Raw genomic sequence first — 25098 nt, 5'->3', positions numbered from 1 at the left:
TCCGACGCGTGTGTCAGTGCTGTGTCGCCTGAACGGCCCGCAGACGCGCGAACACCTGGTCGCGCAGCTCCTCCGGAGCCGTCTCCTTGCAGGCACGGGCGATCACATCGGTGAGGGTGGTGGCGACGAGCGCCTCGTCCCGGCACGACGGGCAGTTCTCGAGATGCTCGCGGATCTCGGTGTGCTCGGTCTTGCACACCTCGTTGCGGAGGTACTCCTCCAGATCCTGACGGGCTTTGTCGCAGCCGCAGTCGCTCATTTCTTGCTCCTCGTCTCAGCCGCGGCGATGCCCCGCTCAGCGGCGTAATCTGCCAACAGCTCCCGCAGCATCCGCCTGCCACGGTGCAGACGGCTCATGACGGTGCCGATGGGGGTCTTCATGATGTCGGCGATCTCCTGGTACGCGAAGCCCTCGACGTCGGCGAGATACACCGCCAGCCGGAAATCCTCCGGAACGGCCTGCAGCGCGTCCTTGACGACCGACGCGGGCATCCGGTCGATGGCTTCGGCTTCGGCCGACCGGCTGTGCGACGCCGTGGTCGACTCTGCTCCGCCCAGCTGCCAGTCCTCGAGCTCGTCGATCGTTCCCTGGAACGGCTCCCGCTGGCGCTTGCGGTAGATGTTGATGTAGGTGTTCGTGAGAATCCGGTACAACCACGCCTTGAGGTTCGTGCCCTGCGAGAACGTCGCCCAGGACCCGTAGGCCTTGACGAAGGTCTCCTGCACGAGGTCGGCGGCGTCGGCCGGGTTGCGCGTCATGCGCATCGCCGCGGCGTAGAGCTGATCCATGAAAGGGATCGCCTGCTCCTCGAACTCGCGCCGAGGGTCGCTGACGGTGTCTGCGGTTGCGGTGTCATCCATCATCGGCCAGTCTAGGCCGCTGAGGTCGAACACCTCGCGCTCCAACGTCGCCGGCATACTCTCTCCTTCGCGTCCGGATGCCTGTCTTTCGCGACGAAGCTCCCTGTGTTTACTAAGGTGAGAACCGATGAGCGCCAACAGGTATTCCCCTTCCCGTGTGCAGGGCGCCTATGCCGCGCCCACGATCGACGTGCCGGTGCACGCCGAGCTCACGATCCCCGGTTCCAAATCGCTGACGAACCGCGAGCTGATGATCGCCGCGATCGCCGACGGTCCCGGCCGCCTGATCTCGCCGCTGCACTCCGACGACTCCGCGCGCATGGTCGACGCTCTCCGCGCTCTCGGGGTCGGTATCGAGGAGGTGGACGCCGGACACGAGTTCGGACCCGATCTGGTCGTCACCCCTGCGAAGCTCCGTGGCGGCACCACGATCGATTGCGGGCAGGCCGGAACCGTGATGCGATTCATCGCCCCGCTCGCCGGACTCGCGGAACATGACGTGCATCTCACCGCCCATGAGACCGCCCTCCACCGTCCGATGGGCGGCCTGATCAGCGCGCTGCGCGATCTCGGCGTCGACATCGACGACGAGGGCACCTGGGCCCTCCCCTTCACGATCCGCGGTCACGGTCGGATCCGCGGTGGACGGGTCGAGATCGACGCCTCGGCATCCAGCCAGTTCGTCTCCGGGCTTCTGCTCGCCGCTCCTCGGTTCGACGTCGGCCTGCACCTCGTCCACACCGGCGAGCACCTGCCGAGCCTCCCGCACATCGACATGACGATCGAGGCCCTCAGCCGACGCGGCATCCGCATCGAGCGCCCCGCTGTCGGCGAATGGCTGGTCGAAGCGGGCGTGCCGCGCGCCAAGGAGATCGCGATCGAACCCGATCTCTCCAACGCCGCACCGTTCCTCGCTGCGGCACTCGTCACGGGCGGATCGGTGTCGATCACGGGCTGGCCCGCCCACTCCACCCAGCCCGGTGCGCTGCTGCCCGAGATCCTCCAGGCCATGGGAGCGCACGTCGGCCGTCACGGCGGCACGCTCACCGTGCGCGCCGGCTCCGGAATCCGCGGCCTCGATCTCGACCTCTCCGCGGCCAGCGAATTGACGCCGACCCTGGTCGGCCTCGCCGCCTTCGCGGAGTCTCCGACCACGATCCGCGGCATCGGGCACATCCGTCTGCACGAGACCGACCGGATCGCCGCACTGATCGGCAACCTCCGAAAGCTCGGCGGCGAAGCCGAAGAACTTCCCGACGGCCTCCGCATCATCCCCCGCCCACTGCAGGGCGGCGGATGGGCCGCACATCACGATCACCGGATGGCCACCACCGGAGCGCTCATCGGCCTGCGCATCCCCGCCGTCGAGATCGACGACATCGGTACGACCGCCAAGACCCTCCCGGAGTTCACGATGCTCTGGGAGCGGATGCTGCGGGGCTGAGGATGAGCTGGCTCGACGACGCCGACGACCTCGAAGACGACTTCGAGGACTTCGACGAGAGCAGCATCCGGACGCGCCCCAACCCGAAGGCGAACCGCCCGCGCACCAAACGTCGCCCAGCGCACGAGGATGCGCAGGTGGGTCGAGTGCTCGGCGTCGACCGCGGCAGGTACTCCGTCCTCCTCGGCGAGGACACCGCCGAGGAGCGCATGATCACCACCACGCGCGCCAGGGAGCTGCGACGTATGCCGATCGTCACCGGCGATCAGGCACGAGTCGTCGGCGACACATCGGGAGACGAAGGCACCCTCGCCCGCATCGTCGGCATCATCGACCGCACCTCGTTGCTGCGACGCAGTGCCGACGACACCGACCAGGTCGAGCGCGTGATCGTCGCCAACGCCGATCAGATGCTCGTCGTGGTCGCGGCTGCCGACCCCGAGCCCCGCGCCCGACTCGTCGACCGCTATCTCGTGGCCGCGCTGGATGCCGGCATCCGCCCACTCCTCGTCGTCACCAAGACCGACATCGCGGATCCCACCGAGTTCCTCACGCACTTCGACGGGCTCGACCTGCGGGTGTTCACCAGTGCGCAGGATCAGATGCCCGTGGACGAGATCGGCGCATCCCTCGTCGGACACTCCACCGTCTTCGTCGGCCACTCCGGGGTGGGCAAGTCCACGCTCGTCAACGCGCTCGTCCCGACGGCGCTGCGCGCCACCGGCCACGTGAATCAGGTCACCGGACGCGGGCGGCACACCTCGTCGTCGACGGTGTCGCTGCGCTACGAAGGCCCCCGCGGGACCGGCTGGGTCATCGACACCCCCGGCGTGCGCTCGTTCGGTCTCGGACACGTCGATCCCGCGAACATCCTTGCGGCGTTCACCGAGCTCGCCGCGATCGCCGAGAACTGCCCTCGCGGCTGCACCCACCTCGCCGACGCCCCCGACTGTGCCCTCATCGAGGCCGCGGAGAGCGGCGAACTGGGCGAGACCGGTCGAGCGCGGCTCGACTCCCTGCAGCGGCTCCTGCAGACCTTCGCGGACAAGGCGGAGCAGGCGCCCGGCCGTTAGGCTGGACACGTGACTCAGCGCCTCGAACCCGGAACCGCCGCCCCCGACTTCTCCCTCCTCGACCAGGACGGGAACACCGTCCGTCTGGACGACCTGCGCGGCCAGAAGACCGTGCTGTACTTCTATCCGGCGGCGATGACCCCCGGATGCACCACCGAGGCCTGCGACTTCCGCGACAGCATCTCCTCGCTCCAGGGCGCCGGCTATCGGGTGATCGGCATCTCGCGCGACGAACCCGCCACGCTGACGAAGTTCCGCGAGCGCGACGGGCTGACCTTCCCGCTCCTGAGCGATCCCGACCACGCGGTGCACACGGCGTACGGCGCGTGGGGCGAGAAGATGAATTACGGCAAGCGCATCGAGGGCGTTATCCGCTCGACCTTCGTGCTCGACGAAGAGGGCAAGATCGCTCTCGCGCAGTACAACGTCAAGGCCACCGGCCACGTCGCACGACTGCGCAAGCAGCTCGGCATCGACGCCTGAGCCGCGACTTTCGATCCGAGGCCGATGGGCCCCGCGGCCCGCACGGCGCTGAGGTCACTCGGCAGCGCGCTGCGGGCCTTCCAGACGCGCGCTCGAGATCAGCAGGACGAATCCGACCAGCCCGGGAAGCCCGACACCGAGGGTGAATGTCCACGCGATCGGCTGCAGCGTGAGAGACGCCAGCGCGAGAGCCACGGCGAGCACCTGGAAGACCACTCCCCCGGACCGCGCCCACGACTTGCCCACGCGTGTGCCGACGGCGAACGCGACGAGGGCTGCGGCACCGATCAGCGTGAGCACGATGAGTGCCAGCGCCGTCGGCAGCGAGGCCGCGTCGCCCGCACCGAGGCCGGCGAGCTCGATCACGGCGAAGACCAGGAGAGCCACCGCCTCGAGGGCGAGGACCGCCGCAGCTGCGAGGGCGATTCCGGGTGCGCGCACGGTGTCTCCCAAGGATCGAAAGAGGAGAAAACCCTTGATTTCACGGTTTTCATGTAACAGAATAGAGAAAGTCATGTGCTCCCACAGCGGCGTGGGGCGAGCGTTCACGCTCGCATCACAATTCGCGGGCATTCCGTCCGCATCTCAACAGGGTAGCGGAACCCGAACTACTACCCGAATCCGAGAGGTCGCATCGCGACATCTCTTGAAATCCACACCGAGGAGCCCCCATGGACTGGCGCGATAAGGCCGCCTGCCTGACTGTCGACCCCGAGCTTTTCTTCCCCGTGGGGAACACCGGCCCGGCCGTCGATCAGATCGAGAAGGCGAAGACTGTGTGCGCCACCTGCACCGTCACCGAGATCTGCCTGCAGTACGCCCTGGAGACCAGCCAGGACTCGGGCGTGTGGGGCGGTCTCTCCGAAGACGAGCGCCGCGCTCTGAAGCGTCGCGCCGCCCGCGCCCGCCGCGCCTCCTGATCGTCCGGAAGCGGCCTGAGATCGACTCTCAGGCCGCTTCCGTCTGTTCGGGAGCGGCCGTGCTCACCTCTCGAGCCAGCGCAGCGGGATGTCGATGACCACCTCGGTGCCTTCTCCGTCGCTCCCGTGCCATTCGATCGTTCCACCGAGTTCGCCCTGGATGAGGGTGCGGATGATCTGAGTGCCGAGCCCCTGGCCGATCCGCCCCTCCGGCAGGCCGAGTCCGGTGTCCCGCACCGTCACGCGGAGATTCTCCTCGGTGCGCTTGGCGTCGATCGTCACGACGCCCTCCTGCCCGGCGAGACCATGCTCCACCGCGTTGGTCACGACCTCCGTCAGCGCGAGCGCGAGCGGAGTCGCGTACTCGCTCGGCAGCACACCGAAGCGTCCGGTCGACTGCGTGCGTGCGCGCGTGTTGGGCGCGGAGGCGACCTCGGCGACGAGCTTGAGCACGCGGTGGAAGACCTCATCGAAATCGACCTTCTGCGTGAGGCCCTGAGCGAGCGTGTCATGCACGACGGCGATGGCATCCACGCGGCGCATGGCCTGCGTGAGCGCGTCCCGCGCCTCGTCGGAATGCGTGCGACGTGCCTGGATCCGCAGCAGGGAGGCCACCGTCTGCAGATTGTTCTTCACCCGGTGGTGGATCTCCCGGATCGTCGCATCCTTGGTGATGAGCTCCTGCTCCTGATGACGCAGCTCCGACACATCGCGACAGAGGACGATCGCCCCGATCCGGGTGCCGTGGTCCTTCAGCGGAATGGCGCGCAGCGACACCGTCACCCCGCGGGCCTCGATATCGGTGCGCCACGGCGCGCGTCCGGTGACGACGACGGGCAGAGACTCGTCTACCTGTCGGGAAGGCGGCACCAGCCGAGTGGTGACCTCGGCGAGCGACTCCCCCTCGAGCTCGTCGTCGAAACCCATCCGGTTGAAGGCGGAGAGCGCATTCGGGCTGGCGAATGTGGTGATCCCGTCGACGTCGATGCGGATGAGTCCGTCGGAGGCTCGCGGGGCGCCGCGACGCGGTGACGTCGGTGCGGTGAGGTCGGGGAAGCTTCCGTCGGCGATCATGCGGAAAAGATCGTTCGCGCACTCGTCGAAGGTGATCTGCTGACGGGAGGGCGTGCGCACCTCGCCGAGGTTGGTGTGCCGGGTGACCACTCCGATCACGGTGGACTGGGCGTCGGCGCCGCGGCGGACACTCACGATCGGCACGGCTCGCACTCTGGTCGGCGTCTCTTCGAACCAGTCAGGCGAAGAGGAATCGACGATCTCGGCGGACTCGAAGGCGCCCTGGACCTGCGTGCGCCACTGCGGCCGCACCCGTTCACCGACGATGTCGCGATAGAAGAGGGTCGCGGCGCCGCTCGGTCGCGCGTGCGCGACCGCGATGAAGGAGCCGTCGTCGGTCTGGATCCAGATCACGATGTCGGCCGAGGCCAGGTCCGCGAGGAGCTGTCCGTCGCCGGCGAGACGATGGAGCCATTCGACATCGCTGTCGTTCAGGAGTCCCTGGGCATGGGCGAGATCGCTGAGGGTTGACACCTGACCAGCCTACGGTCACATGCCTCAGAGAATCGCCAGCGAAGTCGCGCGCCAGCGACGATCCGTCCCTTCCAGGCGCACCGCGACCGCCCGGGTTCGACCGGGACCCGCGACCACCACCACGGCTTCGATGACACCGTCGAGGGGCTCGGTGACTCGTAGCGCGCGGATCTCGAAGGTCGGACGTGCAGGAGGCACTCCGCGTGCACTGCGTGCTCGCGCGGAGAGGTTCGATCGGGTGACCAGGCTGCGGAACGCCTCTTCGCTGAACCATCGGGCGAGCTGATCGATTTCTCTGACACCCGCGAGAACCTCGAGCACGCCGTGCGTGAGGCTGCGCAGAAGCGGAACAGGGTCGGGCAGCTCGATGGTCGGTGTCGGCTGGGGTGCGAAGTACTCGTGCGGCATCATGTCGAACTCTCGATCGGGGAGGTCTGCGAGTGAGCAAGTACAGCACCGCGATGCCCGGACGAGGGCGGAAAAGGTGGAGGAATGTGGATAACTCGTACAGCCGGGGAATGGTGTCGCCTACGCTCTGTCGAATGCACTGGGACCGACTGTTCGAAGACCTCGAAGGCCAGCTGGCATCGGAATGGGAGGCCGAGCGCGCGGTGCTGGACGCCGAGTCGGAACGGCTTCGCATCGCGCGATTGGATCTGCGCTCTCGGCTGCGCGCGCTGTGCCGCACCGGTGCGGACGCCACGATCGACCTCACGAACGGGAGACGAATTCCGGTCTCGCTGCAGTGCCTCGGTGCGGATTGGGTCGCGGTTTCCACGCGCGGCACTGGCGCGGCACACGGCGACTCCACCGCCCTCTTCCTTCCGCTCGCGGCCGTCAGCGGTGTCGCGACGGATCACGGCATGCTCCTGGCGAGTCTCGACGCACCGCCGTCTGCTGACATACCGCTACGAGAGCGGATGACTCTCGGTTTCGTGCTGCGTGACCTCGCGCGGCGACGCGTCCCGGTGCACATCAGCACACGGGTGGGCGACGACGTCCATGGCACGATCGACCGCGCCGCTGCCGATCACCTCGATCTGGCCGTGCACGACGCGGGCCAGGCTCGGCTCGCCGGGGCCGTGCACGGGTTCCGCATCATCCCGTTCTCAGCGCTGGTCGCGGTACGCGCCCCCGGCGATCAGTTGCGATGAGCCGATGATGTGCCCCAGACCTCGGGGAAGCTCGCGGTCTGGGACTGATGCCACAGCGCCATCCGTCGGGAGTTCTCGGACTCCTCGGCCAGATACCCCTCGAGACTGGTCTCCTCCACCCGCCACCGAGGCGGCGATCCGAGTTGTGCGCCCCGAAGTCGTCCCTCATGCACGAGCGCGATGACCTCATCCACCTCGATGCTCAGCAGCTCGGCCACCTGTGCCGGCGCGAGATAACGCGAGGCGCGAACAGGAGAGGCGGACATGTCCTCATTCTCTCCCGCGGAGAGCCAGAATTCCGGTCCGATCGCCTCCTGTGGATAACTCACGGACCATCGACGCCGTTTCTGTGACGATATCGCCATGGCATCCCTCCCTCCTCCTCGGCGTGCGTTCTGGGGCGACGTCCGCTTCCTCGTGGGCATCGCACTGGTAGCGCTCTCCATCGCAGGCGTCTGGCTGATCGTGTCGGCATCAGACCATGCGGTACCGGCCCTCCAGGCCATGCGGACGATCGCGCAGGGAGAGGAGCTGACCTCCTCGGACTTCCAGGTCGTCGACGTCGGTCTGGGCTCGTTGGCCGACGACTATCTCGGGCCCGAAGACGTCCGTCCTGGCAGCGTGGCGGCGCGCACTCTGCAGAGCGGCGAGCTCGTTCCGACGTCAGCCCTGACCGACGCCGACAGCAGCCGTTCCACGACCGTCGTGATCCAGAGCAGCACCAGGATCCCGGAAGGAGTCGAGGCGGGCACGGTTGTGGAGATCTGGCAGGCGCCGCCCCTCGACGAGGGCAGGTCCTACGATGTCCCGCGCATCCTCGTCGCCGACGTGATCGTGCACGACGTGCTCGACCAGGAGGGCGTGCTCGCCGATACCGGAAGCCAGCTCGAAGTCGTGATCGACCGCGCCGATGTGGCCGACGTGCTCGCCGCGATCACCGGTGGGGCCGCCCTCTCAGTCGTGCCGGTCGGGTCCGGATCGTGACGGCTGTCGTCGTGGCGGTTCCCGAGCCCCGCGCGAGCGTGCTGGCCGCGGAACTCGGACTGGAAGGCATCGAGGTGGTCTCGATCGTCGTGCCCGCCCCGGGCGTCGAGATCCCTCCCGGCACCGAAGCCGTCATCGTCCCCGCCACGCGCGCGGTGCTGACCCCAGAACTGATCTCCACCTGCGATCGGGCCGGCGTGCGCATCCTGGCTCTCGGCGGAGCGGACAGCCGTTTGCTGGGCCGTCTCGGGCTGTCCGCGGCCCTGCGCGCCGACGCCGCGGGATGGGAGGTCGCAGCGACGTTGGCGACAGAGGCGGATGCGGCGCCGCGGCCGCCGTCCATCCTCCCCCACCGCGTCATCGCCGTCTGGGGTCCGCACGGCGCCCCGGGGCGATCCACGCTGGCTATCCAGCTGGCGGCCGAGCTCGCCCGCACCGGACGCCGGACCGCTCTGGTCGACGCCGATACCGTCGCTCCGGCTCTCGCTCTCCTGCTCGGGCTCGGCGACGACTCACCGGGCGTGGCCGCCGCGTGCCGGCGGGCGGAGCGCGGGGCTCTCGACTCCGCCGAACTGACCAGACTCGCCACCACGGTCCCCACGGGCGGAGGGGACGTCGAGGTGCTGCCCGGCATCAACCGTCCCAGCCGTTGGCCGGAGCTCTCTGCAACGCGCCTCAGAGCCACGTTCGCCGCCTGCCGCGAGTGGATCGAGGAGACCGTCGTCGATGTGTCCGACGCCTTCGATGCCGACGACGAGGTCACCTACGATCTCGCGGGGCCACGTCGTCACGCGGCGACCTCGGCGACATTGGAAGAGGCTGATCTGATCATCGCGGTCGCCTCGGCCGATCCGCTCGGAATCAGCAGGTTCGTGCGCGACCATGCCGAGCTGCGACGCATCGCCGCACGCACTCCCGTGGTCGTCGTGGTCAATCGGGTGCGATCGGGGCCCCTCGGGATCGATGCGCGAGGGCAGGTGCGGCGCACGCTCGAGAGGTTCGCGGGCATCACCGACGTCGTCTTCCTGCCGTTCGACCAGCGCGCGGCCGACGCGGCGCTGCTGCATGCGCGCCCCATGACCGATGTGGCTCCCCGCTCGCCCTTCGCTGCCGCCGTGAGACGACTGGCGACGACGCTCTGTCCCGCCGAGGCGGAGACCGCTACTGCCGGTAGCTCGAGAGGAAGTTCCCCAGTCGTTCGACGGCTTCGCTCAGCACTCGGGGTTCGGGGAGCGTGACGAGCCGGAGGTGGTCCGGGGTCGCCCAGTTGAAGCCGGTGCCCTGAACGAGCAGGATGTGCTCCGAGACCAGCAGGTCGTACACCAGCCGTGCGTCATCCCGGATCTCGTGCACATTCGGGTCGAGCCGCGGGAATGCGTACAGGGCCCCCTGCGGCTTGACGCAGGAGACGCCGGGGATCGACTCGAGCCCCTCCCACGCGATGTCGCGCTGCTCGTGCAGGCGACCGGTCGGAGCGATCAGCGCCTCGATCGACTGCACTCCGGAGAGCGCCGCCTGCACGGCATGCTGTGCCGGGACGTTCGGGCAGAGTCGCGTGGACGCCAAGAGCGTGATGCCCTCCAGGAAGCCCTTGGCGTGGTCCTGTGGTCCCGTGATGACCATCCATCCCGACCGGTATCCCGCCACCCGATACGTCTTGGACAGGCCGTTGAAGGTCAGGCACAGCAGATCGGGAGCAAGGGTCGCTGTCGGGATGTGCACGGCGCCGTCGAACAGGATGCGGTCGTAGATCTCGTCCGACAGCAGCAGCAGCTGGTGCTCGCGGGCGATCTGCACCAGCCCCTCGAGGATCTGACGGGAGTACACGACGCCCGTGGGGTTGTTCGGGTTGATGATGACGAGCGCCTTGGTGCGTGGGGTGATCTTCGAGCGGATGTCCTCGAGGTCCGGCTGCCACTCGTCATCCTCGTCGCAGAGGTAGTGCACGGGCGTCCCGCCGGCGAGGCTGGTCATCGCCGTCCAGAGCGGGTAGTCCGGCGCCGGAATGAGCACTTCGTCGCCCTCATCCAGCAGCGCCTGCATGGTCATCGTGATGAGCTCGGAGACACCGTTGCCGAGATACACGTCATCGGGGTCGAATCGAGGGAAGCCCTCGATCTCCTCATAGCGGCTCACGACAGCACGCCGGGCGGAGATGATGCCCTTGCTGTCGCTGTAGCCGTGCGCCGTCGGCAGCGCCGCGAGCATGTCGCGCACGATCTGGTGCGGAGCGTCGAAACCGAAGATCGCCGGATTGCCCGTGTTCAGCTTGAGGATCTTGTGTCCCTCGGCTTCCAACCGCGCCGCCTCGACGAGGGCGTTTCCGCGAATCTCGTACAGGACGTTCTTGAGCTTCGACGACTGGTCGAAGTTGCGCGTTGGGGTCATCGGCCAAGCCTACAGCGACGAAAGGAGGGCCAATCCACGCGGACTGGCCCTCCCTGCGCTGACGCTACTTCTTCTTCTTGCCCTGGGCGCGCCGCTGCTCGCGGTTCCCGGCAGCGGGCGCCTCTGCATCGGTGCGCTGACCGAAAGCCCCGCGCGGCGCTTCCTCCGGCTCGGTCTGCGGAGCCTGCGCGCGAGCCGCCGCCTGGCGTACGCGATCGGTGGCCGCCTGCTGGACCTGACCGCGGTCGTTGCGCACCTCGACCTCTCCCGCATCGTTCGCGGCGGAGTACTCGAGTCGCTGCTCGCCGCCGTCCGTGGCGAGGCCCTTCGCCTCGACCTCTGCGGTCTGCGAGTCACCGGCACGGCGCACCTCGACCTCGAGGTTGTAGAGGTAGCCGACCGACTCCTCCTTGATCTGCCCCATCATCGACTGGAACATCGCGTAGCCCTCGCGCTGGTACTCGATGAGCGGGTCGCGCTGAGCCATCGCACGCAGGCCGATGCCGTCCTTGAGGTAGTCCATCTCGTAGAGGTGGTCGCGCCAGCGGCGGTCGAGCACCTGGAGCACGACACGACGCTCGAGTTCACGTGTGGCGGCTTCGCCGAGCGACTCCTCGCGCGCCTCATACGCGATCTTGGCGTCGGAGAGCAGCTCGCGGGTGAGTCCATCGGCATCGATTCCGCCCTTGCGGTCGGCGGCCTCGGCCACGACCTCATCGATCGTCACGCCGACGGGGTAAAGGGTCTTGAGCTCGGTCCAGAGAGCATCGAAGTCCCAGCTCTCGTTGTGACCTTCCCCGGTGTGATCCTTCACGACGCCGCTGATGGCGTCTTCGATGAAGTGCTGCACCCGGTCGGCGATGTCATCGCCCTGGAGGATGTGTCGGCGGTCGGCGTAGATGGCCTCGCGCTGGCGGTTCAGGACGTCGTCGTACTTGAGGACGTTCTTGCGCATCTCCGCGTTGCGGGATTCGACCTGCGACTGCGCGCTGCGGATCGCACGGGACACGAGCCCCGACTCGATCGGCACGTCGTCCGGGAAGTTCGTGCGGGCGAGGATCGCCTCGGCCGCCCCCGACTGGAACAGACGCATCAGGTCATCGGTGAGGCTCAGGTAGAAGCGGCTCTCACCGGGGTCGCCCTGACGTCCGGAACGGCCACGGAGCTGGTTGTCGATGCGGCGGGACTCGTGACGCTCGGTGCCGAGCACGTAGAGGCCGCCGGCCTCGATGACCTTCTCGGCCTCCTCCGCGACGACGGCCTTCATCGCCTCGTAGGTCTCATCCCACGCGACCTCGTACTCCTCGGGCGTCTCCACGGGGTCGAGGCCCTTGCCCTTGAGCTCCTGGACGGCGAGGAACTCGGCGTTACCACCGAGCATGATGTCGGTTCCTCGTCCGGCCATGTTCGTGGCGACGGTGACGGCTCCCAGGCGACCGGCCCGAGCGACGATCTCGGCCTCGCGTGCGTGGTTCTTCGCGTTGAGGACCTCGTGCTTGACGCCCTTCTTCGCGAGCAGGCGCGACAGGTATTCGCTCTTCTCGACGCTCACCGTTCCCACCAGCACCGGCTGACCGGATGCGTGACGCTCGGCGATGTCCTCGACGACCTGTGCGAACTTCGCCGTCTCGTTCTTGTAGACGAGGTCGGACTGGTCCTTGCGGATCATCGGACGGTTCGTCGGGATCGGGATGACGCCGAGCTTGTACGTGGACATGAACTCGGCGGCCTCGGTCTCGGCCGTACCGGTCATGCCGGCGAGCTTGTCGTACAGGCGGAAGTAGTTCTGCAGGGTGACGGTGGCGAGGGTCTGGTTCTCGGCCTTGACCGGCACGCCCTCCTTGGCCTCGATGGCCTGGTGGATGCCCTCGTTGTAGCGACGACCGACCAGGATCCGGCCGGTGTGCTCGTCGACGATCATGACCTCGTCGTTCATGACGACGTAGTCGGTGTCCTTCTTGAACAGGGCCAGCGCCTTGATCGAGTTGTTGAGGAAGGAGATCAGCGGGGTGTTCGCGGACTCGTAGAGGTTGTCGATGCCGAGGTAGTCCTCGACCTTCTCGATACCGGGCTCGAGCACGCCGACGGTGCGCTTCTTCTCGTCGACCTCGTAGTCCTCGCCGACTTCGAGCGTGCGGGCGATCTTCGCGAACTCGGCGAACCAGCGGTTGGCCTCGCCCGACGACGGACCCGAGATGATGAGCGGCGTGCGCGCCTCGTCGATGAGGATCGAGTCGACCTCGTCGACGATGGCGAAGAAGTGCTCGCGCTGCACGAGGTCTTCCTTGCGCCACGCCATGTTGTCGCGCAGGTAGTCGAAGCCGAACTCATTGTTCGTGCCGTAGGTGATGTCAGCGGCGTACTGCTCGCGGCGCACCGCGGGAGTCTGACCGGAGACGATGATGCCGGTGGTCATCCCGAGCGCGCGGAACACGCGTCCCATGAGCTCGGCCTGATAGCTGGCGAGGAAGTCGTTGACCGTGATGACGTGGACGCCCTTGCCGGCGATCGCGTTCAGGTAGGCCGGGAGCGTGGCGACCAGCGTCTTGCCCTCACCGGTCTTCATCTCGGCGATGTTGCCGAGATGGAGGGCGGCGCCGCCCATGATCTGCACGTCGTACGCGCGCATTCCGAGCGTGCGCTTGGCGGCCTCGCGCACCGCGGCGAACGCCTCGGGCATCAGCTGGTCGAGCGTCTCGCCCTTCTCGAAGCGAGCACGCAGCTCCGTGGTCTCGTTGCGCAGCTCGTCGTCGGTGAGCTTGGAGATGTCCTCTTCCAGCGCCCCCACTGCCTTGACGACCTGATTCAGGCGGCGGATGACCCGCCCTTCGCCCGCGCGCAGCAGCTTCTCAAGAGGATTGGCCACGGATGTCATCTCCCTGTCAGTGGGTAAATCGCCGGTCATCGGTGAACCCGACGCCAGGCATACTTCGCCATGTTACCGGGCTGTGACCTGCACGTCGCCTGCATGGCGGTCCCGCGCGTCGGATCGTCGGGTTGCCCGGCAACCATATACTCGGTATCGCATTCCAAAGAACGGTCACGGGGGACGAACGATGTCAGTACGCCAGAGTCTGCTCGCCATCCTCGCGCAGGGGCCCTGCTACGGATACCAGCTCCGCCACGAATTCGATCGCCGCACCGGATCGGTCTGGCCGTTGAACGTCGGACAGATCTACAACACCCTCGAGCGCCTCGAACGTGACGGCCTGGTGTCGCGCGGCGAGGCCGACGATCGCGGACACGTGTACTGGCGGATCACGGATGCCGGCATCGCCGACGTCGACGAGTGGCTCTCCTCCCCCGTCGTGCGCCCCCAGGGCACCCGGGACGAACTCGCGATCAAGCTCGCGGTCGCGGCGACTCTTCCGGGCGTCGATGCGACCGCAGCGATCCTCGCTCAGCAATCGGCCTCCCTGCGACAGCTGGAAGCTCTTCGGCAGGAGCGCCGAGCGCGGGGCGACGCCGACGATCCCGAAGGACTCGCGTGGGCCCTCCTGACCGACTCCATGATCTTCGCCGCGGAGGCCGAGGTGCGCTGGCTCGATCACACCGCTCAGCGCCTCAGCGGGCATCCCCGCCATGCGATGGCGCTCGAGCTCACCGCCGATCGCCCCAAGCGCGGGCGACCCGCGAAGACCGTGTCGGCGATGTCCGACGCCCTCCCGGCACTCTGACCCACGTCACAGGCGTGCTCCGCACGCCAAGACGGACACGGGATCGCCGTTCGCCCCGAGCGGATGCTCAGCCATCCCTGTGCCCGGGGAAACTAGGATCGGGTCATGGCTGGATTTTGGGGCAGACGCAAACGCGAACAGGAAGAACTCGCCGCACAGGATGCCGATCTGGCTCGACGTGCTGAGCAGGCCCTGGTCAGCGCCGACGAGCGGATCCGCACGACCTCCGACGAGCTCTCCTTCGCGGAAGCCGAGCTCGGCGAGTCGCTCACCGCTGATCTGCGCACGGCACTCGCTGCGGTGCGCACCCACTTGCGCGAAGCGTTCCAGCTCCACCAGCTGAACCACGACGAGATCCCGGACACCGACGAGGAGCTGCGTACGCGCAACGCGCGCATCCTCCAGCTCTGCGACTGGGCGCAGGACCTGCTCGACGAGAAGACCTCCGTCCTCGCCGAGTCGGTCGCCAAGGTGCGACGCGCCCCGGAGATCATCGCGCAGGTGCGGGCCGAGGCAGCCGCGCTCAGCGCCCGCATCCCCCAGACCAACGAAGCCGTCTCCCGTCTCTCGGCCCGGTACGCCGATTCCGCCATGCACCAGATCACCGCCAGCGCGGCGGAGGCGGAGCAGCTCATCAGCTTCGCTACGCACAGCGCCGACGTGTCGGAACGCCGTCGCGCGGCGAAGCAGAACGAGGAGGCCAACGTCGCCCTCGAGACGGCGACGGAAGCCACCCGCCGTGCGTCTGCCCTGCTCGATGCGGTGGAGGACTTCGAGATCGAGGCCCTGCGCGCCGAATCCACCCTGGCCGAGGTCGTCGCCGACTCCCGCGGCGATCTCATCGCGGCGCGGACAGCCCCGAACGTGCCTGCCGTCGCCCAGGCGGTCGCCGCACTCCAGGCCGCGCTGGGCGCGCTGACGCCCTCCGGACAGCCCAACGATCCGTTTGCCGAGCTGTCCCAGCTGCGCGACGCGAACTCGGCCCTCGACCAGGCGATCGCTCAGGCCCGTCACCGCGCCGAGAACCCTCTCCCGAGCATCGCTCAGGTGCAGCACGCGATCGACGATGCCGACCGGCAGCTGGGGGTGGCGCGCGGCCTCATCTCCGGACACCGCGGCTGGATCGGTGCCGACGCCCGCACCCGCCTCGCCGAGGCGGAGCGCCTTCGCGTCGATCTGTCCGACCTCCTCCCCGCCGAGGACACTCGCGAAGCGGCGCTCGTCCAGGCGCGTCGCGTCGCGCACCTGGCCTCCGAAGCGCTGCAGCTCGCGCAGCGCGACATCGATTCCTCGCGTCCCCAGGATCAGAACTGGGGCGGCGGTGGCGGCTGGGGCGGCGGCGGACGGCGCGGCGGCGGCGGCGGCGATCTCGCCTCGGGCATCCTCGGTGGCCTCGTGATCGGCAGTCTGCTGGACGGCATCTTCGACTGACATTCAGTCTCCGCCGCATCCCTCGACACAGAAACGGCCCGGTCCCTCACGGGATCGGGCCGTTCTGCGATTCAGATCAGGAGGCGAGCGCCTCGGACGGCGGAGCCTGAGTGCTCAACGCGATGACACCGTAGTCCCAGCCCTTGCGTCGATAGACGACGCTCGGGTGGTCGGTGCGGACGTCGACGAAGAGGAAGAAGTCGTGTCCGACCAGCTCCATCCTGTCGACCGCCTCTTCGACGGTCATCCATTCGGCGTCGAAGCTCTTCGTGCGGATGACGACGGGCGAATAGTCGTCTTCTTCGGTCTGCTGCACCGGCACGCTGCCGGTCGCGACCGCGTGGAGGATGTCGGCCGATGCCGGCTGGACGTCGATGCCCTCGAGCGCTCCACTCTCCTTCTCGAAATGCGCGCCGCGCGGGTGCTGTCGTCCGTCGACTCGCTTCTCCTTCGCGCGACGCAGCTGCTCCGACATCTTGTCGACCGCGAGGTCGAGGGCCACGAACTTGTCTCCATCCGTCGCCTCTGCGCGGACGACCGGACCCTTGCCGATCAAGGTCAGCTCGACGGTCTCATCCGGGACATGACCGTTGCGATATACGCGATGGGTGACTTTCACGTCCAGCCGTTGCGCGCGAGACGCGAGCATCTGGATCTTGGCGATCTTCTCTTCGACAACGGTTCGGAAGCGATCGGTGATACCCACTCCGACGCCAACGATGCTTGTTTCCATTGCTGCCTCCTTGTCCCGGTCCTCCCGGCCAAGGGCGGACCGTGGTCGCCTTGTGTCCCCCCACCGTAGTCCGCCCGCCGACGGATGTCACGGGATCATTCCGCTGTGTCGCCGGTGCATTCCCGATGAGCTTCATCAGAATCCGCCACGACGCGGCGTGGCGGCGAGCGCGACCGCCGCCACGACGCGGAAGCCGGTCGATGCCAGTGCTCGTGCCGCTTCGTCGAGGGTCGCCCCCGTCGTGACGACGTCGTCGACGATGACCGCCTCTGCGCCCCCACCTGACCGGCGTGCTTGCATCGCACCATGCACGTTGGACTCTCGTGCGCGTGCACCGAGGCCGCGCTGATCGGCGGTACGGTCCGCAAACGAGAGCAATCGCTGAGGCTCTGCGTGCGCGCGACGGATCAAGAGCTCGGGCACGCGGTATCCGCGACGCCGAAACGCGCTTCTCCTGGTCGGGACCGGCACGATCCACGTGCTCGGCGTGACCACAGGCTCGAGCACCGCCGCCAGGGCGGCGCCGAGGGGGCGGGCGAGAAGCGTCTCCCCCTCTCCCTTCAGACGGCGGATGCAGCGCGCGGCCACCCCATCGAACACGAGGGCGGTTCTGACCGGAATGCCTCGAGGGGTCTGCCCGAGCTGCAGGGCGGGCCGGAGCGCCGCTTCACACCGCCCGCACAGGAGCGTGGCCGGCTCATCGCATCCGGCACACGTGGCAGCGAGGAGGAATGCGGCGATCTCGGCACCGACGCCGCGGGGACCCCTTGTCTTCCACATTCGAAGATCCTGCGCCCTCGACCTCCGCCGGAGTTGCCGATCATCCCCGTTGCGCGAATGAGCTGAAGGCAGGTCCCCTCCGTGCAGGGAAGGTCATTCACCCACGCGTGTCGCGAGCACGGAGACGTCGGAGGCGACCTCGCGCCAGGCCGACCCCGCGTGCGCGAACAGCTCGCCGTTGGAGCCGAGGATCCTCACCCCGGACGCGGTGCGTGCGCCGGCGATCGAGAGGGCGTTGCTCGGTGCGGCCTCCGCAGACCCCGGACCGCCGACCACCTGGGTGAGGAGACGCGGGCTGCTCTGGTCGGCGAGCACACCCACACGATCGGCCCCCAGCCACACCAAACCCATCGCCGGCTCGGAGAGCTGGGTCAGCTGCGTGAACTCGCCGAGCTCGATCGGGATGCCGGCGGCGTCACGGACGACCGCCGCGACGACCACCCACATCTGCTTGCCGACGGTCACCACGGCCGCCACCCTGGCGCCGTCTGCCGATACCCGCAGATGAGAGATCGTCGATGCGCTCGGCCATGCCTTCGCGATCTGATGCCCGACGGCATCGCTTCCCGCCGCCTGCACCGCCGCCGGTGCTCCCGCGGGGACCGACCAGGTGTAGCCGTACGGATCGAGTGAGGGCTTGATGAGACCAGGACGGGCGTCCAGCTCGTCGAGGCTGCCTTCGCCGATCAGATACACGTGCTGATCGGCGAGCTGCACGGCGGCGCGGGAGTCATCGGCGGCGACGTCGATGGAGACGATCGGCTGCGTGACGGCGCTGATCTCCGAGCTGATACCGGGGATGGGCGAGATCTCATCGCCGACGATCCGCCCGAACGCGCCGTTCTGCAGCACGAGAGTGCCCGTCGTGGCCGACGGGGGGACGACATCCGCCACCCCGGCCTCGAGGTTGCGGCCGTCCACCGTGAACCGGACCTCGGTCACCGCGACGCCGGCAGCGCGGAGGGTTGCCTGGAGCTGGGTGCGCATCCGGGAGAGCGTGGCGGCATCGAGGCCCGAGGCGGGGCGGGTGAGCGCGACATCCGCCACCTGGCCGACGATGGGAACCGCGTCCTGCGCCAACTGCACGTCGGCGGGGAACGCGTTCTGCACTGCGGGGTCCAACCACTCGCTGGGCTCGCCGCCGATGAGCGCCCGTGCCACCGTCGTCGCGGGGCTCTGGCGCCGCGGGAACCAGCGCATGTCGGGCACCAGCCTCGACCAGCCGAGGTCGAAGTACTGCAACGGATACCCTTCGAACACCTTGGTGAATCGCGTCTCATCGATCACCACGCCGTCCGGCGCCTGCGTGATGCGCCATTCGCCGTTCTCCATCCGCTGCAGCGTGAATGCCACGTTGGACGATCCGAGGGCCTCGGAGTACTCTCCGGCGTCATCGACACTCGCGACCAGGTCGAGCGTGACCTGGACCTCTGCGGTGTCCGCACTCTCCACCTCATCGTCGGGGACCGAAGAGGTGACGGTCCTGGTGTCCGTGCCGATGTCGATCGACACCCCTGCCGACGGGCTCCAGCTGCGCTGCAACGAAGGCGCGAGGAAGTCGCGTGCGGTGTCCCAGTTGTCGGTCGTCGTGATACCGGCCTCGAGGAAGCCCTCGACGATCTCCTCGGGTCCCGCACCGGTGATCGGGCCGGAGGCCACGGGGAGGATGTCGACGTCCTGCGGGGACTCCCCCAGCTTGAGGCCGACCGCGACGTCACCACTCGTCGGCAACCCCGCGCATGCGGGAAGCAGCGCTGCGACGAGTATCAGCGCGAGGCCTCGCAGCCGCCGATTCGGTCTCCGCTCGGTCACGACCAGTCCTCCTCATCGAACATGCCGGCGGGCGCGTCCGTCAGCGAGATCGGCTGGGTCGCGTCGCCGAGCTCCGCGAAGGGCTCCTGGGGTTCGATCGGGATCGGGCTCGGACCGTCCAGCACTCCACCGTGTCGGGGAATCGTGAGCACGAAGTTCGTCCCGACGCCGAGTTCGGACCAGACGTCGAGGGTACCGCCGTGCAGGGTCGCATCTCCCAGGGCGATCGAGAGCCCGAGTCCCGTCCCCCCGATCGTGCGCTGACGCGAAGGGTCGGCGCGCCAGAAGCGATCGAAGACACGCTCCGCATCGGCCGGCTCCATGCCCAGGCCGAAATCCCGCACCCCGGCGGCGACCGCGTGCTGGTTGCTGTCGACCGTGACGACGACCGGGCGTCCCTCGCCGTGCTCGATCGCGTTGCCGATCAGGTTGCGCAGCACCCGGCGCACCCGACGCGGATCCATGTCGACGGGCGAGTAGCCGCCCGGTGCCACCAGCCGCAGCTCGGTGCCGTGCCCCTCGGCCAGCGGACGCATCTGCTCGATGATGTCCTCGGCCAGGTGGGTGAGACTCGTCGCCTCCAACTCGAGCTGCACCGATCCCGCGTCATAACGGCTGATCTCGAGCAGATCCGACAGCAAGGTCTCGAAGCGCTGCACCTGGGCGTGCAGCAACTCGGCCGTGCGGGCGGTGGTGGGGTCGAACTCCTCACGCTGATCGTTGAGCATGTCCGCGGCGAGACGGATGGTGGTCAGCGGAGTCCGCAGCTCGTGCGACACGTCCGACACGAACCGCTGCTGCACCATCGACAGCTCGCCGAGTTCCTTGATCTGCGACTCGATGCTGTCGGCCATCGCGTTGAACGACCGTCCGAGAGTGGCGAGTTCGTCTTCTCCGTGTACTTCGAGGCGCACGCCGAGATCCCCCGCCGCCAGCCGCGCGCTGGTCTCCGCAGCCTGCACGATCGGGGTCGAGACGGCGCGGAGGACGATCCATGAGATCGCGGCGACGATCGCCACGAGACCGATCCCCGCGATCCACAGCGTCCGCTGCACGAACACCAGGGTCTGGTCCGCGTCGCCGAGGTCGTAGGCGAAGTAGATCGCGAACGCCCCGGCTTCCGGCACTTGGAGCTGCTGCCCGACGATGATTCCGGGAACCTCTCCCCCGTCCGGGGAGGGCAGAGCCACCGACTGCCAGGCCTGGCGGTCGTCGAACTCCACGACGCGCGCCTGGAGCTCCGGGCTCAGCAGGCTCCTGCTCAGCCCGGCCTCGAAGCCGTTCAGTCGGACACCGTTCGCATTGTCGATCTTGAAGCCGGCGAGCTGATCGGTGCTCGACGTGCGGGTGAGATTCGACTGGACGCTGTTCCACAGTTCGGTGAGGGCCGCGGAGTCATCCCCCACCTCGGCCACGTCCAGGATCCCCTGCGCCTGATCGACCGCGCGGCGGGAGTCTTCGAGGGCGACGTCCTTGCGGGAGATGAACAGATCGTTCTGGATGACGAGAGCCATCGTCACGCACGTGATGAAGATCGCCAGGGAGGTCGCGAGCAGGGTGATCGAGAGCGTGCGGAACCGCAAAGAGCGGCGCCACAGGATGCCGAGCATCGTCGGCCAACCTCGCCAGTCGCGCAGGACAGCGACCGTCGCGGTGGTCGCTGTCGTCGCGGCCATCGTGCTCCTAGCCGACGCTCCCGGCGCGGTAGCCCACGCCGCGCACCGTCATGACGATCTTCGGGTTGTCGGGGTCGAGCTCCACCTTCGCGCGCAGGCGCTGCACATGCACGTTCACCAGTCGGGTGTCGGCCTTGTAGTGGTAGCCCCACACCTGCTCCAGGAGCATCTCCCGGGAGAACACCTGCTGGGGCTTCGACGCGAGTGCGACGAGAAGCTGGAACTCCAACGGCGTGAGCGCGATCGGAGCCGTCCCCCGACGGACCTCGTGCGCATCGACGTCGACGGTGAGGTCGCCGACGCGGAGCTGCTCGCTCGTGGCCTGCGGCGTGGGACGAAGCCGGGTGCGGATGCGGGCGACCAGTTCCTTCGGGTTGAAAGGCTTGACCATGTAGTCGTCGGCGCCCACCTCGAGCCCGCGGACGACGTCGGCGGTGTCGCTGCGCGCGGTGAGCATGATGATCGGCACGCCGGACTCGGCACGGATGCGGGTGCAGATCTCGATCCCGTCCATGCCGGGGAGCATGAGGTCGAGCAGCACGAGGTCGGGTCGCTGCGCTCGCCACTCGTTGACGGCGCGCGCACCGTCCGCGCAGAAGACCGGCTCGAAGCCTTCGGTCCGCAGCACGATCCCGATCATCTCGGCGAGCGCGGTGTCGTCGTCGACCACGAGAATACGTGAGGTCATAAGAGTTACCTTATGGCACCGAGTCCCAGCGATCCCAGGTCTGCGCACCGTGTGCGGGATATGACGCGCCGCGCGAGGGATATGACACGATGGGAGCGCACGATGGAGAGGGAGTGCCTGTGACCGGACAGACGTGGACGCCTGCCCCGAAGAAGGGCATCATCCCCCTTCATCCGCTCTCGTTCGGAATGCTGCTGGGAAAGGCCTTCGCCGCGCTTCGGCACAACCCGAAGGTGCTCTTCGGCTTCGCCGTGGTCATCCAGCTCGTCGTGGTGGTCGTCACGGCCGTGGTCATGGGCGTCGTCTTCTTCACGACGTTCAGCCGCCTGGAGACCGTCTCTCCCTCTTCTCCGGACTTCGAAGCGGTGATGGCGGGGACCATCGCGGTGAACCTGATCGCCGGGCTCGCCGTGGGTGTCGCCTCGATCGCCTTCACGGCGATGATGCAAGGCGTCGTCGCCGCGGAGATCGGCTATGCCGCGATCGGAGTGAAGGCGACGCTGCGGATGCTGTGGCGCCGGATGGCCCCGGCGTTCTGGCGACTCGCCGGCTTCGCCTCCCTCTCCGTCGCGGCCGTGTTCGGCATCTTCATCATCGCTGCCGTCATCATCGCGGCCTTCATCGCCGGCGGCATGGGCGGGAGCGCCGAGATGGTCGGCGTCGTCGTGCTCGTGGTGATCGTCATCGTCCTCGCCTGCATCCCGCTGGCGGTGTGGCTCACCACGAAGCTGCTGCTCGTACCGTCGATCCTGGTCCTCGAGCGTGCACGTTTCCGAGACGCTTTCGTCCGCTCCTGGAGGCTCACCCGCGGGCGCTTCTGGGTCGCGTTCGGTGTGACCTTCCTCATCAGCGCGATCATGGGCATCGCGGCCCAGGTCGTCAGCGTCCCCGCCACGCTGCTCGGCTCTCTCCTCGGCTCGGTCGTCGCACCCACAGGAGCAGAGGACCCTAGTGCGGTGGTCGCCTTCGTCGTGACCTTGATCGCCCCGCAGATCCTGCTCCTCGTCATCCAGGCGATCACCCTCGTGGTCCAGAGCACCGGATCGGCGCTCGTCTACCTCGACTGCCGGATGCGCTACGAGGGTCTGGACCAGACCTTGATCGCATACGTAGAGCGCCGTGACCTCGGCTGGACCGACGAGCAGCAGGACGATCCGTTCCGCGTCGATCCGTCACGGGCCGTCACCTCTGCACCGCCGCCCCGCCAGGTGCCGGAGCACGTCATGATGTCGCAGGGCTACGGGTATCCGCCCTACGGCGCACAGACGACGTTCGGAGAGCCGGGAGCGCCTCAGGCATATCCCGCACAGCCGTACCCCGCACAGCCGTACCCCGCGCAGGGCCAGCCGGCGCAGGGCCAGCCGGCGCAGCCTTCGATGCCGTATCCGGCGGCGGCGCCCGTGACACCGCCTGCCGTCGCGTTCCCGCCACCGCCGCCTCCCGCGCCGACCGCCGCATCGGGAACATCCACCATGCCGAGCGTGCCCTCAGCGGAAGCAGCACCCGATGACGGCGGGTGGGCCGCGCCCGGCGCAGACGGCACCGCATGATCCGACCGTTCGACGACCTGTTCGTCCCCGACGGGGACGAAGCCCGACGCTGGGCGGAGGAAGAGCTCTCCAACCCTCGCTACGCCGACGCGAAGCCCACGTGGTTCGATCTCCTGGCGCGTGACATCGGCCGTTTCCTCGCCGACCTGTTCAGCTCCGGCAACGGGGCGGGCATCGGGCCGTCCGCCCTCATCATCGTCATCGTCATCATCGCGGCCGCGCTGGTCGCCGCTCTCATCATCTGGGGCAGACCGCGCAGCTCTCGCGCCGTCAGGCGGGCACAGGGGGACCTCCTCGGAGCGGCCGACGACCGCAGTGCGGCGCAGCTGAGATCGGATGCCGAGCGGGCCGCCCGCGAACGAGACTGGGACGCCGCGACGATCCTCCGGTACCGGGCGATCGCGCGCAGCCTGCGGGAGCGCGATCTGATCGATCCGGCGCCGGGCGCGACGGCGCAGTCGATCGCCCGCGAGGCGAGCACGGTGTTCGTCGACGAGGCAGCCGCCATGCGTCGAGCAGCCTCCTCCTTCGACGACGTCCGCTACCTCGGGCACACCGCGAGCGCCGAGACCTATCGGGATCTCGTCGACATCGATGATCGGATCCGCGCACGCCGCCCCGAGGCGGTGCCGGCATGACCGTGATCGAGCCTGACCACGCCGCCTCCTCTCCGGCTGCCCCTTCCACGGCGGAACACCGCCCGAGCCGGGCCAAGACGATCATCGGATGGACGATCGTCGCCGCCCTGGTCCTGATCGTCGCTGCGGTCGGACTGCGTGTCGCCGTGACCGCCCCCGGCGCGCGCGGTGCCCTCGACCCCGAAGCCCGAGACGACGGCGGCGCCCTCGCGCTCGCGGACATCCTGCGCGATCAGGGCGTCGAGGTCGACGTCCGCCGCTCGCGGGCCGAGGCGCTCACAGCGATCGACGAAGACACGACACTCGTGATGGCCAACCCGTACACCCTGACCGACGAAGCCCTGGAGACGCTCACCGCTCCGGCGGGGCGCGTCGTGTTCCTCTCGACCGGCACGCACCTGCTGAACGAGCTCGGCATCGGAGAGAACGCCACGGGAACACTGCCGGCGGCGGCCCCCGACTGCGACGTCGCCGAGTTCGCGAGGGTCGGGACCATCCGTGCCGACCGCCTGTTCACCCCGGCGGACGGCGTGCAGGCCTGCTTCGGCGATGCCGAGGGCGCCGCCGTCCTCGTGGACCGCCGTTCCACGCCCGAACGAGTGGTGGTGGAGGGCACCAGGCTCTTCGGCAACGCCTATCTCGCCGAGAACGGCAACGCCGCCCTCGGGTTGGCGCTGCTGGGTCAGACCGATCGCGTCGTCTGGTACGTCCCCAGCTTCGCGGACTCCGACATCGAGGCCGAGCCGGTCGACACCCTCGGCAGTCTCACGCCTCCCTGGGTCACACCTGCGATCCTGCTGCTGATCATCGCGGGGATCGCCACGGCGATCTGGCGTGGTCAGCGGTTCGGTCCCCTGGTCGCCGAGACGCTGCCGGTCACCGTGCGGGCGTCGGAGACGATGCACGGACGTGCGCGTCTCACGGCCAGAGCCGCAGATGCACCGCACGCCGGGCAGGCGCTCCGCGACGGAACCCAGCGACGACTGGCTCGACGGCTCGGACTCGCCGTCCACGCAGGCGCAGACGAGGTCGCGGATGCGGCCTCTGATCGACTGCAGATTCCCCGGGGCACGCTCCAGGCGCTGCTCGCCGGGCCGCTCCCCGAGAACGACGCCGCTCTGGTCGACCTCGCCAGACGCCTCGACGAGCTCGAGACCGCAGTGGACGACAGCACGCACGTCGACCGATCAGAACCGACCACCCATCCCCGAGAAGCAGAGGGAAACACGTGACCGTTGAGAACCATCCCACCGACGAC

25 protein-coding genes are annotated in these 25098 nt (G+C 68.3%); 12 read left to right on the top strand and 13 right to left on the bottom strand.

Annotated features, from left to right (window positions below):
- Window positions 1-13: 13 nt before the first annotated feature.
- Window positions 14-259, bottom strand: coding sequence for a zf-HC2 domain-containing protein (locus ACLFA2_RS16305; RefSeq protein ID WP_021199864.1), 246 nt, complete (start codon window positions 257-259; stop codon window positions 14-16).
- A complete protein-coding gene (locus ACLFA2_RS16300; protein ID WP_021199863.1) occupies window positions 256-918 on the bottom strand; it encodes a sigma-70 family RNA polymerase sigma factor in 663 nt (220 codons plus the stop codon). Before ACLFA2_RS16300 ends, ACLFA2_RS16305 begins: the two co-directional genes overlap by 4 nt.
- 70 nt (window positions 919-988) lie before the next feature.
- Here ACLFA2_RS16300 and aroA point away from each other — a divergent pair, with 70 nt between their 5' ends.
- From aroA to bcp, 3 genes are read left to right on the top strand one after another with little or no spacing between them, the layout of a single operon-like run.
- The gene (gene aroA, locus ACLFA2_RS16295) at window positions 989-2305 is read left to right on the top strand and encodes a 3-phosphoshikimate 1-carboxyvinyltransferase (protein ID WP_031207372.1); all 1317 of its coding nucleotides are present in this window, start codon (window positions 989-991) and stop codon (window positions 2303-2305) included.
- A 2-nt stretch (window positions 2306-2307) separates the two neighbouring features.
- Window positions 2308-3378 carry a ribosome small subunit-dependent GTPase A gene (gene rsgA, locus ACLFA2_RS16290; protein ID WP_021199861.1) on the top strand — a complete coding sequence of 357 codons (1071 nt, stop codon included), beginning with the start codon at window positions 2308-2310 and terminating at the stop codon, window positions 3376-3378.
- A 9-nt stretch (window positions 3379-3387) separates the two neighbouring features.
- The gene (bcp, locus tag ACLFA2_RS16285) at window positions 3388-3861 is read left to right on the top strand and encodes a thioredoxin-dependent thiol peroxidase (RefSeq protein WP_021199860.1); all 474 of its coding nucleotides are present in this window, start codon (window positions 3388-3390) and stop codon (window positions 3859-3861) included.
- Between the two features lie 54 nt (window positions 3862-3915).
- Here bcp and ACLFA2_RS16280 read toward each other — a convergent pair whose 3' ends face one another.
- Window positions 3916-4302, bottom strand: a complete 387-nt coding sequence (locus tag ACLFA2_RS16280) for a hypothetical protein (protein WP_029258238.1) — start codon at window positions 4300-4302, stop codon at window positions 3916-3918.
- Between the two features lie 230 nt (window positions 4303-4532).
- Between ACLFA2_RS16280 and ACLFA2_RS16275 the strand changes: the two genes are divergently transcribed.
- Entirely contained in the window at window positions 4533-4781 is a 249-nt protein-coding gene (locus tag ACLFA2_RS16275) for a WhiB family transcriptional regulator (protein WP_017203224.1), read from the top strand.
- A gap of 63 nt (window positions 4782-4844) precedes the next feature.
- Here ACLFA2_RS16275 and ACLFA2_RS16270 read toward each other — a convergent pair whose 3' ends face one another.
- Both ACLFA2_RS16270 and ACLFA2_RS16265 read right to left on the bottom strand, forming a co-directional pair.
- Window positions 4845-6329, bottom strand: coding sequence for a sensor histidine kinase (locus ACLFA2_RS16270; RefSeq protein WP_029266826.1), 1485 nt, complete (start codon window positions 6327-6329; stop codon window positions 4845-4847).
- A 24-nt stretch (window positions 6330-6353) separates the two neighbouring features.
- The gene (locus tag ACLFA2_RS16265) at window positions 6354-6740 is read right to left on the bottom strand and encodes an Rv3235 family protein (protein ID WP_021199857.1); all 387 of its coding nucleotides are present in this window, start codon (window positions 6738-6740) and stop codon (window positions 6354-6356) included.
- 131 nt (window positions 6741-6871) lie between these two features.
- Here ACLFA2_RS16265 and ACLFA2_RS16260 point away from each other — a divergent pair, with 131 nt between their 5' ends.
- Window positions 6872-7483, top strand: coding sequence for a hypothetical protein (locus ACLFA2_RS16260; RefSeq protein ID WP_029258241.1), 612 nt, complete (start codon window positions 6872-6874; stop codon window positions 7481-7483).
- On the opposite strand, the gene ACLFA2_RS16255 is transcribed toward ACLFA2_RS16260, so the two are convergent.
- On the bottom strand, window positions 7471-7749 hold the full coding sequence (locus ACLFA2_RS16255) for a helix-turn-helix domain-containing protein (RefSeq protein WP_029258242.1): 279 nt from the start codon (window positions 7747-7749) through the stop codon (window positions 7471-7473). The genes ACLFA2_RS16260 and ACLFA2_RS16255 overlap by 13 nt on opposite strands.
- Before the next feature lie 97 nt (window positions 7750-7846).
- Between ACLFA2_RS16255 and ACLFA2_RS16250 the strand changes: the two genes are divergently transcribed.
- Together ACLFA2_RS16250 and ACLFA2_RS16245 are read left to right on the top strand one after the other, a co-directional pair.
- Window positions 7847-8467, top strand: a complete 621-nt coding sequence (locus ACLFA2_RS16250) for an SAF domain-containing protein (RefSeq protein ID WP_426621626.1) — start codon at window positions 7847-7849, stop codon at window positions 8465-8467.
- Window positions 8464-9705 (top strand): AAA family ATPase, encoded by a 1242-nt coding sequence (locus tag ACLFA2_RS16245; RefSeq protein ID WP_297554641.1) that lies wholly within the window; start codon window positions 8464-8466, stop codon window positions 9703-9705. Before ACLFA2_RS16250 ends, ACLFA2_RS16245 begins: the two co-directional genes overlap by 4 nt.
- On the opposite strand, the gene ACLFA2_RS16240 is transcribed toward ACLFA2_RS16245, so the two are convergent.
- Together ACLFA2_RS16240 and secA are read right to left on the bottom strand one after the other, a co-directional pair.
- Window positions 9629-10855 carry a pyridoxal phosphate-dependent aminotransferase gene (locus ACLFA2_RS16240; RefSeq protein WP_021199852.1) on the bottom strand — a complete coding sequence of 409 codons (1227 nt, stop codon included), beginning with the start codon at window positions 10853-10855 and terminating at the stop codon, window positions 9629-9631. The two genes, ACLFA2_RS16245 and ACLFA2_RS16240, sit on opposite strands and share 77 nt — an antisense overlap.
- A 64-nt stretch (window positions 10856-10919) precedes the next feature.
- Entirely contained in the window at window positions 10920-13721 is a 2802-nt protein-coding gene (secA, locus tag ACLFA2_RS16235; RefSeq protein WP_029258246.1) for a preprotein translocase subunit SecA, read from the bottom strand.
- A 190-nt stretch (window positions 13722-13911) separates the two neighbouring features.
- Between secA and ACLFA2_RS16230 the strand changes: the two genes are divergently transcribed.
- Window positions 13912-14532, top strand: coding sequence for a PadR family transcriptional regulator (locus tag ACLFA2_RS16230; protein ID WP_426621625.1), 621 nt, complete (start codon window positions 13912-13914; stop codon window positions 14530-14532).
- A gap of 105 nt (window positions 14533-14637) precedes the next feature.
- Complete coding sequence (locus ACLFA2_RS16225; protein ID WP_029258248.1) at window positions 14638-15963, top strand: hypothetical protein; 1326 nt, start codon at window positions 14638-14640, stop codon at window positions 15961-15963.
- A gap of 76 nt (window positions 15964-16039) precedes the next feature.
- On the opposite strand, the gene hpf is transcribed toward ACLFA2_RS16225, so the two are convergent.
- The 5 genes from hpf to mtrA form a co-directional block, all read right to left on the bottom strand.
- The gene (gene hpf, locus ACLFA2_RS16220) at window positions 16040-16696 is read right to left on the bottom strand and encodes a ribosome hibernation-promoting factor, HPF/YfiA family (RefSeq protein WP_029258249.1); all 657 of its coding nucleotides are present in this window, start codon (window positions 16694-16696) and stop codon (window positions 16040-16042) included.
- Between the two features lie 135 nt (window positions 16697-16831).
- On the bottom strand, window positions 16832-17476 hold the full coding sequence (locus ACLFA2_RS16215; RefSeq protein WP_426621624.1) for a ComF family protein: 645 nt from the start codon (window positions 17474-17476) through the stop codon (window positions 16832-16834).
- Between the two features lie 93 nt (window positions 17477-17569).
- Window positions 17570-19288: an LpqB family beta-propeller domain-containing protein gene (locus tag ACLFA2_RS16210; RefSeq protein ID WP_021199846.1), complete on the bottom strand. Its 1719-nt coding sequence runs from the start codon at window positions 19286-19288 to the stop codon at window positions 17570-17572.
- On the bottom strand, window positions 19285-20964 hold the full coding sequence (mtrB, locus tag ACLFA2_RS16205; protein WP_021199845.1) for an MtrAB system histidine kinase MtrB: 1680 nt from the start codon (window positions 20962-20964) through the stop codon (window positions 19285-19287). Before mtrB ends, ACLFA2_RS16210 begins: the two co-directional genes overlap by 4 nt.
- A 7-nt stretch (window positions 20965-20971) precedes the next feature.
- Window positions 20972-21652 carry an MtrAB system response regulator MtrA gene (gene mtrA / locus ACLFA2_RS16200; protein ID WP_426621623.1) on the bottom strand — a complete coding sequence of 227 codons (681 nt, stop codon included), beginning with the start codon at window positions 21650-21652 and terminating at the stop codon, window positions 20972-20974.
- Between the two features lie 119 nt (window positions 21653-21771).
- Here mtrA and ACLFA2_RS16195 point away from each other — a divergent pair, with 119 nt between their 5' ends.
- Genes ACLFA2_RS16195 through ACLFA2_RS16185 form a run of 3 tightly spaced genes read left to right on the top strand, consistent with a single transcriptional unit; the run spans window position 21772 to window position 25072 of the window.
- The gene (locus ACLFA2_RS16195; protein WP_426621622.1) at window positions 21772-23202 is read left to right on the top strand and encodes a glycerophosphoryl diester phosphodiesterase membrane domain-containing protein; all 1431 of its coding nucleotides are present in this window, start codon (window positions 21772-21774) and stop codon (window positions 23200-23202) included.
- Window positions 23199-23840 carry a DUF4129 domain-containing protein gene (locus ACLFA2_RS16190; RefSeq protein WP_029258253.1) on the top strand — a complete coding sequence of 214 codons (642 nt, stop codon included), beginning with the start codon at window positions 23199-23201 and terminating at the stop codon, window positions 23838-23840. The genes ACLFA2_RS16195 and ACLFA2_RS16190 overlap by 4 nt, the downstream gene beginning before the upstream one ends.
- A complete protein-coding gene (locus tag ACLFA2_RS16185; RefSeq protein WP_426621621.1) occupies window positions 23837-25072 on the top strand; it encodes a DUF4350 domain-containing protein in 1236 nt (411 codons plus the stop codon). The genes ACLFA2_RS16190 and ACLFA2_RS16185 overlap by 4 nt, the downstream gene beginning before the upstream one ends.
- Window positions 25073-25098: the final 26 nt, after the last annotated feature.

This window comes from Microbacterium sp. As-52, from assembly GCF_049949185.1.
In the GTDB taxonomy this organism is placed as follows: Bacteria; Actinomycetota; Actinomycetes; order Actinomycetales; family Microbacteriaceae; genus Microbacterium; species Microbacterium maritypicum_A.
Note: the sequence above shows the minus strand (reverse complement) of the source record. Positions and strands in the feature narration are given on the sequence as shown.

Bases quoted from the DNA above. Each gene is read 5' to 3' on its own strand.
- ACLFA2_RS16250 (WP_426621626.1), top strand. From the start codon at position 7,847: ATGGCATCCCTCCCTCCTCCTCGGCGTGCGTTCTGGGGCGACGTCCGC.
- ACLFA2_RS16300 (WP_021199863.1), bottom strand. From the start codon at position 918: ATGCCGGCGACGTTGGAGCGCGAGGTGTTCGACCTCAGCGGCCTAGAC.
- ACLFA2_RS16260 (WP_029258241.1), top strand. From the start codon at position 6,872: ATGCACTGGGACCGACTGTTCGAAGACCTCGAAGGCCAGCTGGCATCG.
- hpf (WP_029258249.1), bottom strand. From the start codon at position 16,696: ATGGAAACAAGCATCGTTGGCGTCGGAGTGGGTATCACCGATCGCTTC.
- ACLFA2_RS16275 (WP_017203224.1), top strand. From the start codon at position 4,533: ATGGACTGGCGCGATAAGGCCGCCTGCCTGACTGTCGACCCCGAGCTT.
- ACLFA2_RS16240 (WP_021199852.1), bottom strand. From the start codon at position 10,855: ATGACCCCAACGCGCAACTTCGACCAGTCGTCGAAGCTCAAGAACGTC.
- ACLFA2_RS16190 (WP_029258253.1), top strand. From the start codon at position 23,199: ATGATCCGACCGTTCGACGACCTGTTCGTCCCCGACGGGGACGAAGCC.
- ACLFA2_RS16265 (WP_021199857.1), bottom strand. From the start codon at position 6,740: ATGATGCCGCACGAGTACTTCGCACCCCAGCCGACACCGACCATCGAG.
- ACLFA2_RS16215 (WP_426621624.1), bottom strand. From the start codon at position 17,476: ATGTGGAAGACAAGGGGTCCCCGCGGCGTCGGTGCCGAGATCGCCGCA.
- ACLFA2_RS16305 (WP_021199864.1), bottom strand. From the start codon at position 259: ATGAGCGACTGCGGCTGCGACAAAGCCCGTCAGGATCTGGAGGAGTAC.
- ACLFA2_RS16185 (WP_426621621.1), top strand. From the start codon at position 23,837: ATGACCGTGATCGAGCCTGACCACGCCGCCTCCTCTCCGGCTGCCCCT.
- mtrB (WP_021199845.1), bottom strand. From the start codon at position 20,964: ATGGCCGCGACGACAGCGACCACCGCGACGGTCGCTGTCCTGCGCGAC.
- rsgA (WP_021199861.1), top strand. From the start codon at position 2,308: ATGAGCTGGCTCGACGACGCCGACGACCTCGAAGACGACTTCGAGGAC.
- mtrA (WP_426621623.1), bottom strand. From the start codon at position 21,652: ATGACCTCACGTATTCTCGTGGTCGACGACGACACCGCGCTCGCCGAG.
- aroA (WP_031207372.1), top strand. From the start codon at position 989: ATGAGCGCCAACAGGTATTCCCCTTCCCGTGTGCAGGGCGCCTATGCC.
- ACLFA2_RS16230 (WP_426621625.1), top strand. From the start codon at position 13,912: ATGTCAGTACGCCAGAGTCTGCTCGCCATCCTCGCGCAGGGGCCCTGC.
- ACLFA2_RS16255 (WP_029258242.1), bottom strand. From the start codon at position 7,749: ATGTCCGCCTCTCCTGTTCGCGCCTCGCGTTATCTCGCGCCGGCACAG.
- ACLFA2_RS16225 (WP_029258248.1), top strand. From the start codon at position 14,638: ATGGCTGGATTTTGGGGCAGACGCAAACGCGAACAGGAAGAACTCGCC.